This is a genomic window from Octadecabacter ascidiaceicola, assembly GCF_900185015.1.
Taxonomy (GTDB): Bacteria; Pseudomonadota; Alphaproteobacteria; order Rhodobacterales; family Rhodobacteraceae; genus Octadecabacter; species Octadecabacter ascidiaceicola.
Window position 1 is genome coordinate 797,727 of record NZ_FXYD01000001.1, and the last position, 12,990, is coordinate 810,716.

General features: G+C 52.4%; 12 protein-coding genes. 7 read left to right on the top strand and 5 right to left on the bottom strand.

Features of this window, described 5'->3' with window-relative positions:
- Genes OCA8868_RS03965 through OCA8868_RS03975 form a run of 3 tightly spaced genes read left to right on the top strand, consistent with a single transcriptional unit; the run spans position 1 to position 2,418 of the window.
- Positions 1-738, top strand: coding sequence for a sulfotransferase family 2 domain-containing protein (locus OCA8868_RS03965; RefSeq protein WP_093995209.1), 738 nt, complete (start codon positions 1-3; stop codon positions 736-738).
- Positions 739-750: 12 nt separating this feature from the next.
- On the top strand, positions 751-1,551 hold the full coding sequence (locus tag OCA8868_RS03970; RefSeq protein WP_179214763.1) for a hypothetical protein: 801 nt from the start codon (positions 751-753) through the stop codon (positions 1,549-1,551).
- Positions 1,552-1,563: 12 nt separating this feature from the next.
- Positions 1,564-2,418 (top strand): DUF6473 family protein, encoded by an 855-nt coding sequence (locus tag OCA8868_RS03975; RefSeq protein WP_093995211.1) that lies wholly within the window; start codon positions 1,564-1,566, stop codon positions 2,416-2,418.
- Here OCA8868_RS03975 and OCA8868_RS03980 read toward each other — a convergent pair.
- On the bottom strand, positions 2,415-3,230 hold the full coding sequence (locus OCA8868_RS03980) for a sulfotransferase (protein WP_245848023.1): 816 nt from the start codon (positions 3,228-3,230) through the stop codon (positions 2,415-2,417). The two genes, OCA8868_RS03975 and OCA8868_RS03980, sit on opposite strands and share 4 nt — an antisense overlap.
- Positions 3,231-3,454: 224 nt before the next feature.
- Between OCA8868_RS03980 and OCA8868_RS03985 the strand changes: the two genes are divergently transcribed.
- Positions 3,455-4,879, top strand: coding sequence for a mannose-1-phosphate guanylyltransferase/mannose-6-phosphate isomerase (locus OCA8868_RS03985; RefSeq protein WP_093995213.1), 1,425 nt, complete (start codon positions 3,455-3,457; stop codon positions 4,877-4,879).
- Positions 4,880-4,889: 10 nt separating this feature from the next.
- Here the strand turns inward: OCA8868_RS03985 and rfbA are convergent, their stop codons facing one another.
- From rfbA to OCA8868_RS04000, 4 genes are all read right to left on the bottom strand, one after another.
- Complete coding sequence (gene rfbA / locus OCA8868_RS03990) at positions 4,890-5,756, bottom strand: glucose-1-phosphate thymidylyltransferase RfbA (RefSeq protein WP_093995214.1); 867 nt, start codon at positions 5,754-5,756, stop codon at positions 4,890-4,892.
- A 24-nt stretch (positions 5,757-5,780) separates the two neighbouring features.
- Entirely contained in the window at positions 5,781-6,620 is an 840-nt protein-coding gene (rfbD, locus tag OCA8868_RS03995) for a dTDP-4-dehydrorhamnose reductase (RefSeq protein WP_093995215.1), read from the bottom strand.
- 132 nt (positions 6,621-6,752) lie between these two features.
- On the bottom strand, positions 6,753-6,911 hold the full coding sequence (locus OCA8868_RS16595) for a hypothetical protein (RefSeq protein WP_179214764.1): 159 nt from the start codon (positions 6,909-6,911) through the stop codon (positions 6,753-6,755).
- Positions 6,912-6,948: 37 nt separating this feature from the next.
- Positions 6,949-7,938, bottom strand: coding sequence for a DUF2793 domain-containing protein (locus OCA8868_RS04000; RefSeq protein ID WP_179214765.1), 990 nt, complete (start codon positions 7,936-7,938; stop codon positions 6,949-6,951).
- A gap of 265 nt (positions 7,939-8,203) precedes the next feature.
- Here OCA8868_RS04000 and OCA8868_RS04005 point away from each other — a divergent pair, with 265 nt between their 5' ends.
- The 3 genes from OCA8868_RS04005 (at position 8,204) to rfbB (ending at position 12,672) form a co-directional block, all read left to right on the top strand.
- Positions 8,204-10,939 (top strand): calcium-binding protein, encoded by a 2,736-nt coding sequence (locus OCA8868_RS04005; protein WP_179214766.1) that lies wholly within the window; start codon positions 8,204-8,206, stop codon positions 10,937-10,939.
- 117 nt (positions 10,940-11,056) lie between these two features.
- Positions 11,057-11,632, top strand: a complete 576-nt coding sequence (gene rfbC / locus OCA8868_RS04010) for a dTDP-4-dehydrorhamnose 3,5-epimerase (RefSeq protein ID WP_093995218.1) — start codon at positions 11,057-11,059, stop codon at positions 11,630-11,632.
- Positions 11,629-12,672 (top strand): dTDP-glucose 4,6-dehydratase, encoded by a 1,044-nt coding sequence (rfbB, locus tag OCA8868_RS04015; RefSeq protein WP_093995219.1) that lies wholly within the window; start codon positions 11,629-11,631, stop codon positions 12,670-12,672. The genes rfbC and rfbB overlap by 4 nt, the downstream gene beginning before the upstream one ends.
- The last annotated feature ends 318 nt before the right edge of the window (positions 12,673-12,990 follow it).

The following is a 12,990-nucleotide window of genomic DNA, read 5'->3' on the forward strand; positions in this document are numbered from 1 at the left end:
ATGAGCACACCAAAACCACCCCAGCGCACTGTCGTCTTGCATTATCACCTTTTCAAGAACGCCGGAACGTCGCTTGACCAAATCCTGAAGCACAACTTCGGGACAACATGGGTTACCGCCGAGTTTGATACAGGGTTGGCGTCCAACACGCCTGACGTTGAAAACTGGATTGTCCAAAATCCGGAAGCTTGCGCCTTCTCGTCCCACACAATGAAAGGGCCGTTACCGTTAATCGAAGGCGTGAAAATCATTCCCGTATTGCTGCTGCGCGACCCCGTCTCCCGCATCCGTTCGGCCTATCAGTTTGAACGCGCTCAAACGTCTGACAGTTGGGGGGCGCAACTTGCAAAGCAGCACGATTTTGAAGGCTACGTTCGCGCCCGTCTGGAACGCGTGAAAGACAGGCAGTGCCGCAACTTTCAGACCCATCGGCTTGCCTCGTTTAGCCAGAACAAACAGCCCGAACTCATGCGTGCGTTTGATGGTGTTCGCCTGATCAATGCCACCGGCGTTATCGGCCTTGTGTCTGATTTCAACGGAACCATCCAATTGCTTAGCAAGCGATTGCGTACGGATTTCCCAGATTTTCATTGGGTCCACGCACGCGAAAATTCGTCCAAGTCCAACAGCATTCTTGTGTCAGAAAATCTAAATCAACTGCTCCGTGAAAAGAATGCAGATGACCTCGTGGTTTTGCGCACCCTGCGTGATCTGCTTCAAACGCAGCGCGGTGAATAGGACCCGATGACTGTGACTGACATGCCGAAGAGTTTTACGCTATTGATAGGTCCACCACGCAGCGGAACTACGCTAATTGCCAATACGTTCATGTCACATTCGACGGTATGCGGAGTTCATGAACCCTATCAACACGGGCGCGCGAACGGTTATGGCACGACGGACTTCGCCGACTTTAAAGCCGACCATAGCCTCGATTTCACCGATACACCTAACTTGGCCCTGAAAGAAACGACCACCCGATTGCGGAACGTTGAGCTGTCATTGGAGCTTGCCCAAAATGTTCAAAACAGCGGTACATACACCAGCCTCATTCTGATCTTGCGATGTCCTTTCGAAGCATTCCTGTCTCAAGTTGAGGCATCGCGCGATCATTGGGAGGAAAAGAAACTCACCGATATCACCGAGGAAAGTGTCGCCCATTTTTTTGACCGGCAGCGGGCCCCACTGCGGCTCATATGTGAAAATGCACGGCGGTTTCACTTCCGAATTGTGAGCTACGACAGTTTTTGCGCCTCACCAGAAACCGAGACCGCGCGGCTAATGGCGCTCATTCCGGTTCCGATGGAGCCACACCAAAAGGACCTAATGCCGGATGCAGCGGGGCTAGCCCTGCCCGATCCGAAATTCGCGAGCTCGCGCGGGGGGATCACGAAAACCGATCGTGCGATGTCTGTTGATCACCTGATTGAAACTTACCAACACGTTCCGTCGGTGAAATTTGCGATGGCCTTGCGTGCGTTGATCGCGCTGGACGTGAAGAAAATAACTGACGTCGAAAAACTCGACGCGCTAACTGCGCTCGTTTTGTGAAGGAGGGCTGATATGGGACTGGGCTACCAAAAAACGGATCGCAACGCGTTTGACTATGACATCTGGTTTGACGCGGGCCTGCCGAACCTTGCGCTGCGCGGGCCCCAAAGCGACCTGCACGCTGACAATCGCATTAGTTTTATCGGCGCAGCCCAAACCTTTGGGCGGTTCGTGCACGACCCGTTTCCACGGCAAGTCGGGCAATTCCTTGAACGCCCTATTGCCAACCTTGGGTTTTCGGGTGCTGGCGTAGAGTTTTATCTCCAACGCCCGAAGTTGATGGCGCTTCTGGCCACGTCGGACACGGTAGTCGTGCAAAGCATGTCCGCACGATCCGTGAGCGCCGGCGTCTTCAAAACAGCACGCAACAACGGCGTTCTGTGCTTCCAATCCGGCCCGCGCAAAGGCGAGAGTTTCATGGCACAGGAAGCTTACAGACTACTCAAAATCGAGTACGGTGAAGACGCATTGATAGAACAACGTAAAACGGTGCAAGAGAAATGGGTAGAACAACATCGTGACCTTGCAAGCCAAGTTCCGGGTCGCAAAGTTTTCTTGTGGCTCTCCAACGAAGCCCCCGGAGACAACTTGGACTATGGCAACTCAGCAATCGGGAAATTCCCGCACATGGTTTCCGCCGAAATGGTTTCCGAGCTGCCCGATATGGGGTTTGAGGTCATTGAATGCATCTTAAATCCAGAACCGGTACAGATCCTTGTCAATGATCACAGCCATGTTGTCGAACGGGTCTTCGATCAGCAAAATTTTCCGAACCGCCCTGACAATTTACGCGCACTCAACGTCTATTACGCAAGTCCAGCTTTACACGACAAAGCCGCCCGAATGCTGTGCAAAGCGCTGCTTTAGCCCCAGGACAACGGCAAAACGTATCCTTCGTCCTCAACCTCCTTGCGGATACGCGCGACGTCGTCCGAGACCAAATCCGCAAAAAAACCGGGCATCTCACGCTTTTTACTTTCTGTTAACCGCCTGTCCAACGCGGCCTGCGGATAGTCAAATGGTGCAATACCTAAGAACGCTTCGATTTCACGCAATCTGCTGCGCTGGTTATCGTGCAGGTCTTCATAAAAGATTGCCTTGTACTGTTCACCCGACAAGCCTTTGGAAAGGCGACGTAAAACTGCACCATACTCGCCATTATTCCAAATATGTGGCTGGCGTATGAAAGCCTCAAACTCGGACTTCGACCAACTGTCCAGTTTCTCCAATTCGCCCGTCACCTGCAGGTGAAATTTGGTATGACTCCATAGCCGTTTCACCGGATCGCGCATGGTGAAAAGCACACGTAAACTATCGCATTTTGATGCAATCACAGGCCACGCCTCAACAGGAAGATGCGCGTTCAAATTGGAAAAATCACAGGCATAAGTCTGGAATTTTCGCAGCTGAAACAGATTGCGATACCAGAAATCATCAACGGGCCGATCAAGGTAAGCCGCCACCCAATGCAAGTTCTGGCGGATCGCATCGATATTGGCGACCTTAGGGTCAAAACGCCACAAATACCGCTCGCGCGCCTCGGACAATCGGCGTTCCTCGCTTAATAGCGAGTTATCGACGTAGCGATGATTGAAATAGTGGATTTCCTTTTCCATCGCGAAATGAAGCTCAGGATGGCGCGCCAACACAGAATAGAGCCACGTGGTCCCTGCTTTCATTGCGCCAATGCTTAAAAACAGATTCCCAAACGTTCTTTTGGCCGTCATGCACTATGTCCAAATTTCTTGCGTATCAGCTGAAACTAGCTACGAAATCTTAAGACAGCGTTAAGGTTAACTAATAATAAGAGGGTGAGAAATTTGGCCATACCTTTGGCCTATTGTTATGCAAAACACAGGCCAAACGCCCATACAGCGACGAAAAGAGTATTTGAGTGACCGCAATGAACAAGCATCCCATCACCCCAGTAATCCTGTGTGGCGGATCAGGGACGAGGCTGTGGCCGCTTTCACGCAAAAGCTACCCTAAACAGTTCACCAAACTAATCGGTAACGACAGCCTGTTTCAGCAATCTGCGTCCCGATTTACGTCGCCCGCATTTGCCGCCCCTGTCGTCGTTACAAACTCCGACTTCCGCTTTACCGCAACCCAACAACTGTCCGACATCGGCATTGATCCTGGCGCAGTGCTGATTGAACCAGAGGCACGCAATACTGCGCCCGCCCTCCTCGCGGCTGCGTTGAAGGTGATAGAGGATGATCCAGACACCCTCATTCTTGCCGCGCCATCTGACCACTTCATCAAAGACACCGATACGTTCCTTGCGAGCGTTGAACGCGCTGTACCTTGTGCGCTCAATGGGCAGATCGTGACGTTTGGCATCCTGCCAACGCATCCTGAAACCGGATACGGATACCTTGAACTCGGGGACGAGACTGCGGATGGCTGCACTGCATTACATCGTTTCGTCGAAAAGCCGGATCTGAAAACCGCACAAGACATGCTCGCTACGGATCGGTTCCTTTGGAACGCCGGTATCTTTCTTTACAAGGCCAGCACATTGGTCGATGCGTTTTCAAAACATGCGCCAGATATGCTGGGGTTGGTAGCAACAGCCGTTTCTGCCGCGCAACACGATCTGGGTTTTCTACGTCTTGACCCAACCGCGTGGGCCGCTTGCGAAGATATTTCAATCGACTTTGCGATCATGGAAAAGGCCAGCAATCTTGCGGTCATCAAACACGAAGGTGACTGGTCCGATCTTGGCGGTTGGGACGCCATCCAAAAGCAAATGCCCACTGATGACGACGGGGTCAGCACCCACGGCCCTAGCCTCGCCGTTGATTGTGCGAATACTTTGCTGCGCTCTGAAAACGATGATGTGCAGATTGTCGGGCTGGGCCTCAGCGATATCGTGGCGATTGCCATGCCTGATGCGGTATTGGTTGCCGACCGCAGCCGCGTCGCGGACTTGGGTGTCGTCGTGAAAGAAATGCGTAAACACAAGGTCCGCCAAGCCGACACTTTTCCGCGCGACTATCGGCCTTGGGGTTACTTCGAAACCCTTACTTTGCGCGACCGTTTTCAAGTTAAACGTATCGTTGTCAAACCTGGTGCGTCGCTGAGCCTACAAAGCCATGTTCATCGGTCCGAACACTGGATTGTCGTCGCGGGTACCGCACGTGTAACAGTTTCAGATGACGTTCGCCTCGTGTCTGAAAACCAGTCGATCTATGTTCCCTTGGGTGCAAAACACCGACTTGAAAACCCAGGACATGTACCGATGGAGCTTATCGAGGTGCAGACTGGCTCATATTTGGGTGAAGATGACATCGTTCGTTACGAGGATGAATACGCTCGCGGCTAAATAGGCGCTTTTAGTCGAGCAGACTGTTCAAGTAGGAACCATAGCTATTCTTTGAAAACTGCGCAGCAATGGCGCAGAGTGTCTCATCGCAGATCCACCCCTGAGCGTGGGCGATTTCCTCTAAACAGCCTGTCTGAAGTCCCTGTCGCTGGGTAAGTGTGCGGACAAAGTTCCCTGCGTCCAATAGACTTGCGTGTGTGCCCGTATCCAGCCACGCATAGCCGCGCCCCATTTTGTTCACACGCAGCTTTCCTGCCTCAAGATACATCTCCAATAGTGACGTAATCTCAAGTTCACCGCGTTGGGACGGGCGAACGTCACGGGCGAGTTTGGGTGCATCCGCGTCAAGAAAATAAAGGCCCGTAACAGCGTAGTTAGACGGCGCCTCAATAGGCTTCTCGACAATCCTTCGCGCAACACCATCGTCCCCAAAATCGACCACTCCATACCGGTTTGGGTCGGCAACGCGGTAGCCAAATATCGTTCCACCGCTCATCTGTTTGTTCGCGTCGTTCAAGATTTCCGGCAATCCGTGACCAAAGAATATATTGTCGCCCAATACCATTGCCGAAGGTGCACCGTTCAGGAAACCTTCAGCTAGAAGATAGGCCTGCGCCAAGCCGTCAGGCGAAGGCTGGACAATATAAGTCAGTGAAATTCCCCACTGGCTTCCGTCGCCAAGGGTGCGTTGGAACTGGTTTTGATCTTGGGGGGTTGTAATGATCGCGATGTCGCGGATGCCAGCCAACATCAGAACGCTGATCGGGTAATAGATCATCGGTTTGTCATAGATCGGCAAAAGATGTTTGGACACGCCAAGCGTTATTGGGTGTAGTCGTGAGCCCGTCCCACCAGCAAGAATAATACCTTTACGCATGAAAGCAGTAGTGCCGATACGCGGTTAACATTCGGTTAACTGAGCTTGTAAATACGAATGCCAATTGGGGCGCGAAATGCCGAACCTCTGCTCTAGGCTGCCACAGTCGAGCCTTGAATTTTTGGGGCGGTCAGCCGGTGTCGGGAACTCGCAGGTTAGAATGGCTTCAACGTCACAAGGCATCTGCGCAATGGTGAAAATCTCGCGGGCGAAATCAGCGCGACTGCAGTCCGGCGTTCCAGACAGATGGTACACGCCAGCTTTACCAGGTGAGACCATCAATTCTTTAGCAATGGTGTGACACGCCAGCGCAATATCTCGCGCGGGGGTCGGTCCGCCAACCTGATCCGCCACGATCCTGAGTTCATCACGCGTCGCACCTAACCGAAGCATTGATTTCACAAAGTTTTCCCCATTTGGCGAAAATACCCAAGACGTACGCAGGATTACGTACCGTCCCCCAACCTCACTGATTGCGTTCTCACCAGACAGCTTTGTTCGACCGTAAGTGTTAAGCGGAAAAGGCCGCGCATCAGGCGGCCAAGGGTCATGACCTGAACCGTCAAAAACGTAGTCGGTCGAAATGTGAACAAACGGAATGTCGATGTCGGCGCAGGCTTGCGCTATCGCCTTTGGTGCCTCTGCATTGACCAAATGGGCGATGTCTTCTTCCACTTCGGCGCGATCAACATTTGTGTAAGCCGCCGCATTGATCACCGCGCGCGGGCGATGCGTTTCCACCAGTTTCGCACAGGCCACAGGATCTGTCAGATCTGCATCATCACGCCCAAAGCACATAACGTTGGGCAGGTACGACAATTCAGTCGCCACCTGCCCTGTTCTTCCAAAGGCCAAAATTGTCATCAAGTCTTTCCAAATCGCACTAGAAAAAGACGTCGTCGCCTAGACATGTTTAAATGGCCCTCGTTCAGTACAGCCTTAGCTTGCATCCGAATGCTTTAGCAAAGGTTAACACCCATTAACCTACGCGAACCTCTACTTAGGCACAGCCGCTGGGTCATCTTCTATCAGCGCTTCGATCAAGCTTTCCTCGGTCATGGTCACGGGCGCACGCACGCGTCCGTAACCGGGTAAGTTAAAAATGCGGTACTCTGTTTCCTTTGCGGAATCGTCAGTTTTTTTCTTCTTGGTCATATCGTTCTCCGATCAATATTTGAGGGTGAAAATCGCGCTACTTGCCCATCGTGGACAAAGTAAACAAACGGTTAGAACCAAGGCGGTTTTCGATAAACAACCGTTTCGTGGCAGTCGTTGAATCAACTGAAACATTGATTGAACTGGCGGGGCCTGTTGTACCGTTCAATGGCCCGCTCAGGAAATTCAATGATCCCGGAGGGGAAACAAACATCGAACCAAAATTATTTGCACCGCTTAAGTTCCCTGTGATCGAAAATAGATAAAACCGCCCGATGATATTAACCGACAGCCACATCAGAATTCGCGCAGGGTCCGAGAACGGGATTGGCATGTTGAATGACGTGTCGTTCATGATGAACACATCTTCCAAATAGCACTGGCCCTGCGGCATCTGCACAGCACCCGTGTCGGCCTCGACCACAATAGCATCGCGGTAAGTCGCACCGTCATCCGAGACCTTAATCGCGAAATCATCCGTGCCAGTGGTGCCCATTTCGGCACGCCCCGAATACCCCGTCTGAAACAAAAGGCTCGCGGTATCCGCAGGCGCCGCTTTGTTCACCTTCAACTGGTGCCCATCACCGACATTTGTCAGCAACGTCGCATCGGCCGCAACCGTTAGCCTGTTGGTGTCATCCGCAGTCGCATTGATGCCGGCATGATCTACGTTTTGGATTGGGGCGCTTACAGGGCTCACCCAATCCGTACCGTCAAACCGCAACGTTGCACCGGTTGACAGAATATCGGCATGCCAGCCTGCAATTGGCACAAAGAACGTCCACGCCCCGTTGGTATAAAGCGCGACACTGTTCTCATTGCCCGCCCAATCCCCAGTGGCGGACCCACCAACGATGTAGCGCGCGTTCGGTGCAGGGCTTGCCGGTGGTGCAGACAAAGTAGCGTCCTCAACAGCCAGCTGAACCACAGCATCCAGCAAGAACAATGCTTCGTTATGGGTCACATGTTTTTGCGCCTGTGCGGGCTGAATGTAAGGCATTGATAGAATTGGGGATTGGTCCGACATAAGGCGTCCTTTCAAGGGAAGATCTTGCGCGTTCAAGAAATGGTATTGAGGTTCATTTGCTGCACGGTCTGAGTTTCGACTTAAGAAGTCGGAAACCGAGCGTTCGCACCCGTTCCGGCTCGCGCAACACCTCGGGCCACAAAAAACCGTGAAAGATCGCTTAAAATACATCGGGAATGCCACCCCTCCGCCCCGATTTCGCGCCGCCGTTGACCCTATCGATTCCGCACAAATGCCCATAGTGAAGTGGCTTTTCGGGGCAGCGATGTTTGCATCTTTTTCAGCTCATGGCGCCGTCTCGGTGTTCGGCGGTCCTATCGAGGACAATCCGCTTGTGGGCATAACAGACGCACAGATTCTTGATACTGCTGACGGGCCGATGTTGTTTGTCACAACGCGCGGCGACGGCTGGGTCACGGCGTTCGATCTGGGAAATGACGCGGGCGATAGCGTTGAAGTTGGCGCTTGGGCAATTGATGCCTCATACCTCCAGCTGGAAACCACAGACATTGCAATCCGTGCCACAGGAGCCAACACATTTGAGCTGCTCTTAGCGGGGCTTGATGACAATGACTTGCAAGGTATCGCACTCTCTCCGGACGGAACCACATCACCTTTTGATACCGCGACGGATTGGTCGGCGTCGGGCATGGATGCCGCGGATATCAGCACGATTGCCCTTTGGAATGGCGCCTCAAACGGGCTCGTAGCCCTTAATGATGGCGGCTTGGCGCAGCTGACGTTCAACGCGAACGGGTCGCTAAGCTACCAAAACATCTCAGTTCCAAGCACCCTTTCCGGCGCGGTTGCAACGCATATCGAAACGACGACCCACAACGGAGACACGATTGCTTTGGTCAGTTACGGCGCATCAGATATCGTTTCCCTATTTCGTGACGATGGCAGCGGCGACCTTATTCATCAACATGACCTAACCAACGACAACGGTCTCTGGGTCAACGACCCAGGCGCGATAACATTTGTAAATGGCATTGATGGCGGGTTGTACGTAGTCGTTGCCTCCTCAGGGAGCGGCACACTTTCCGTGCTGGAAGTCTCGACCAATGGGGAGGAAATGCGTGTTGTCGACCATCTGTTTGATACACTCGACACACGGTTTGAGGCCGCATCTCACGTTACGACGATCACGATGAACGGCATGGATTACGTTCTTGCGGCGGGGGCGGATGATGGCATTAGCCTGTATGTGATGTTAAGCGAAGGTCGTCTTCAACATGTCGAAACGATTGCAGGCAGCAACGACTCGCCTTTGAACGGGATCACAGGCATCATCGCCACCGAAACCACCAATGGTGCGCGCATCTTCGTAACGACCCAAGGTGCGCCATACTTGGTCGAATATGAAGTCACCCTCAACGACACCGGTCAGGTCAGGAATGGCACCGGCGGCAATGACACGATAGCGGGTCAAGCCGATGACGACGTCCTTCTGGGCGGCGATGGCAACGACTCACTGAGGGGGAACAACGGCGAGGACACCATCATGGACGGTGACGGCCTCGATACCATGAGCGGCGCAAATGGTGCGGATCTCTTCATATTGGTGAAAGACGAATACACCGATATCATTACCGATTTTGACCCAAGTGAAGACGTTATTGATCTTTCCGCACTTAGTTTGATCGGAGGGCTGAACAACCTTCAAATCACCTCCTACACATGGGGCGCAGAGCTTCAATTTTTCGACTCCGTCCTCGACGTTCATAGTGCTGATGGAACCGCGTTAGGTGCCGATGATTTTACTCACTTGAACGTCATCGTTGGCAATCGCATGGGCGTTGACCCGTCGCTCTATGACATGTCACTTTATGATCCCGTTCCGCCCACGGTTCTCGAGCTTCCGCCAACAGTTCTTCCCGGCCCCGCGCCAGACCCGTTGCAACGTTTGGGTACGCCAAACATGACTCCGTCAAGCGGCAGCAACGTGACCAATGGTACTCCGGCCCCCGATAATATCACCTCCTATGACGCCAACGACACGATCTTCGGCCTTTCAGGTGACGACACAATCGCAGCAGGATCGGGCCATGATCAAATCTCTGGAGATGGAGGCGGTGATATCCTTGATGGCCAAGGAGGTAACGACCACATCTTTGGCGGCATCGGTTTTGATACTTTGCACGGCGGGTCAGGCAATGATGTCCTGTTTGGGGAAGATCACGCGGATACGTTGTATGGAGACAATGGTTCAGATCAATTGATCGGTGGTGCTGGATACGACTGGTTGTTCGGTGGCAATGGGGATGATTTCTTATGGGCTGGCACCACTGCTGATCGTCTTTATGGCGGCGACGGTGATGACTACATGGATGCAGGCAGCAACTACGGCATCACTGTCGATGGGCTTTGGGGGGGCGCGGGTAACGACACGATGTTTGGCAGTGCTGGTTACGACCTATTGGTCGGGGGCGACGGAGACGACATCATGGATGGCGGCCACCAAGCAGACAATGTCTACGGCGATGACGGAAACGATACCCTTTACGGCGACAAAGGCTTGGACCGATTATTCGGCGGCACCGGAAATGATCTATTGTCAGGCGGCGAAGGCAATGATGGACATTTTGGTGGCGACGGAAACGATATTGCGTGGGGCGGAACGGGCGATGACCGCTTCTTTGGCGGGTCGGGCAATGACATGCTGTTAGGAGAAGATGGAGCGGACACGCTTTATGGCGGGTCAGGTTTTGATACGATTGTTGGTGGCGCGGATGCCGACATTCTCGCGGGCAACTTCAATGCGGATCGATTCGTCTTCGAAGACAATCACGGCCACGACATAATCTTAGATTTCGACGCAAACAACACCTTGGAACGCATTGATTTCGCGCTTGTTTCACAAATCGCCAACTATGCCGACGTTTTGAATGCAATGACGCAAATCGGTAGCGATGTGATCATCATCACAGGCTCGAACAGCTCTGTATTGCTAGAGAATGTCGACATCACTTTACTGGACGCTGGCGATTTCTTGTTTTGACCGCATTTCCGCTTGGCTCGTTCTCTGAGTAACACTTCGTTAACTTTGAAACCGTATCCGTTAACTTTTAAATGCAAGCGTTGTGTAGCAGAAATCGGTGCGCGCGAAGGGTTCAGAATGGCTGTACAAATTGAAACAACGGACTTGGATGGTGTGTTGATCTTAACACCGGATCGTTTCACGGATACGCGCGGTTTCTTCTCAGAATCCTATAATCAAAGCGCTCTCACCGACGCGGGAATTGAAACCCTTTTCGTGCAGGACAACCATTCCTTTTCCCTTAATAGAAACACGGTTCGCGGGCTACATTTCCAGTCCCCACCATACGCGCAAACAAAACTGGTGCGTTGCGGGCGCGGCGCGTGTTTCGACGTGGCTGTTGATATCCGAGTAGGTTCGCCGACATTTGGCAAATGGGTTGGGGTTGAACTGAGCTTTGAAAACGGACGCCAGCTTTTGGTTCCAGCTGGGTTTGCCCATGGTTTTGTGACACGCGTGCCAGAAACTGAAGTCATTTATAAATGTTCAAACGAATACGCCCCTCACGCGGAACATAGTTTGCGTTGGAATGACCCTAGTATCGGTGTCGACTGGGGTATGCTATCATCCGACGTCGTCCTATCCGATAAAGATGCACAGGCCAGTTTCTTCGTAGACCTGCAAAGCCCGTTTACCTGGGAGGTTACCGCATGACTTTGCTGGTGACCGGCGGCGCAGGTTTCATAGGGTCCGCCGTCGTTCGCACGGCGATTTCACGTGGGATGCGCGTTGTGAACATAGACGCCCTAACCTACGCAGCCTGCCTCGACAATCTATCAAGCGTGCAAGACAACCCGCTGTATTCCTTCGTCAAAGCGGACATACGCGATCCCTCAGCCCTTGCTAAAATTTTCGAGACACATAATCCAACCGCCGTTCTCCACCTTGCTGCGGAAAGCCACGTCGATCGCTCGATTGACGGCCCAAGCATCTTTGTCGAAACCAATATCACTGGTACCTTTAACCTTCTCGAAGCGGCACGATGTCATTGGGAAGCCCAAGGTCACCCTGACACGTTCCGTTTTCTTCACGTCTCAACCGATGAAGTTTTCGGCTCCCTCGGCGCAACTGGAAAGTTCAGCGAAACGACACCCTACGCCCCCCGCTCCCCCTACTCTGCAAGTAAAGCTGCGAGCGATCATTTAGTTCGGGCTTGGGGCGAAACCTACGGCCTACCTGTTTTGCTGACGAATTGTTCGAACAATTACGGACCGTACCATTTCCCCGAAAAGCTGATCCCAGTTGTCATCATCAATGCTCTGGCCGGAACAAAAATTCCGGTCTACGGCGACGGGAAAAACGTGCGAGATTGGTTATTCGTAGAAGATCATGCCGATGCTTTGCTTACTGTTCTTAAAGCCGGCAAAGCAAACCATAGCTACAACATCGGCGGCGGCAATGAAGTCCGCAATATTGACCTCGTGAAAACCATATGTGCACTTTTGGATGAAAAACGCCCGAAAAATACCCCCTACGCCGATCAAATAACCTTCGTTTCCGACCGCCCTGGTCATGATGAAAGGTATGCAATCGATGCCTCGCGTATTGCCGCTGACCTTGGCTGGCACCCGTCCGTAGACTTGCACCATGGCCTCGAGCGAACCGTTCAGTGGTATCTCGACAACGAAGATTGGTGGCTTGCGCTACAGGCACGTAATGGGGTTGGTACGCGTCTGGGAACGATAGATCGCTAAACACATCGCTTTGGTTTTAACATCGATCAAATAGGCCTTGTGATTTCAGGCAACCGTCAGTCGACGTAATCGACAACGGCACAATCGACAAAACGCGATCCAACTTGTCTAGAAATAGGGCTCGATAGCTTCCCGCCTACTGAAGGATTTCCACCGCCAGTAACTAAAAATTGTACTGATGTCGAAACATCGAAGGAATTTCCGTTTGGATTTTAGGTGTTGTGGCAGAGGCTAAGTCCGCAGCACAAAACCGTATATTTTTGAAAATGAACGTTTCTAACGATCATTCTAATATAAATACCACATTTAATACCACAG

Coding starts and splice junctions, on each gene's coding strand:
- OCA8868_RS03965 (WP_093995209.1), top strand. CDS start 1: ATGAGCACACCAAAACCACCCCAGCGCACTGTCGTCTTGCATTATCAC.
- OCA8868_RS03975 (WP_093995211.1), top strand. CDS start 1,564: ATGGGACTGGGCTACCAAAAAACGGATCGCAACGCGTTTGACTATGAC.
- OCA8868_RS03980 (WP_245848023.1), bottom strand. CDS start 3,230: ATGAAAGCAGGGACCACGTGGCTCTATTCTGTGTTGGCGCGCCATCCT.
- OCA8868_RS03985 (WP_093995213.1), top strand. CDS start 3,455: ATGAACAAGCATCCCATCACCCCAGTAATCCTGTGTGGCGGATCAGGG.
- rfbA (WP_093995214.1), bottom strand. CDS start 5,756: ATGCGTAAAGGTATTATTCTTGCTGGTGGGACGGGCTCACGACTACAC.
- rfbD (WP_093995215.1), bottom strand. CDS start 6,620: ATGACAATTTTGGCCTTTGGAAGAACAGGGCAGGTGGCGACTGAATTG.
- OCA8868_RS16595 (WP_179214764.1), bottom strand. CDS start 6,911: ATGACCAAGAAGAAAAAAACTGACGATTCCGCAAAGGAAACAGAGTAC.
- OCA8868_RS04000 (WP_179214765.1), bottom strand. CDS start 7,938: ATGTCGGACCAATCCCCAATTCTATCAATGCCTTACATTCAGCCCGCA.
- OCA8868_RS04005 (WP_179214766.1), top strand. CDS start 8,204: ATGTTTGCATCTTTTTCAGCTCATGGCGCCGTCTCGGTGTTCGGCGGT.
- rfbC (WP_093995218.1), top strand. CDS start 11,057: ATGGCTGTACAAATTGAAACAACGGACTTGGATGGTGTGTTGATCTTA.
- rfbB (WP_093995219.1), top strand. CDS start 11,629: ATGACTTTGCTGGTGACCGGCGGCGCAGGTTTCATAGGGTCCGCCGTC.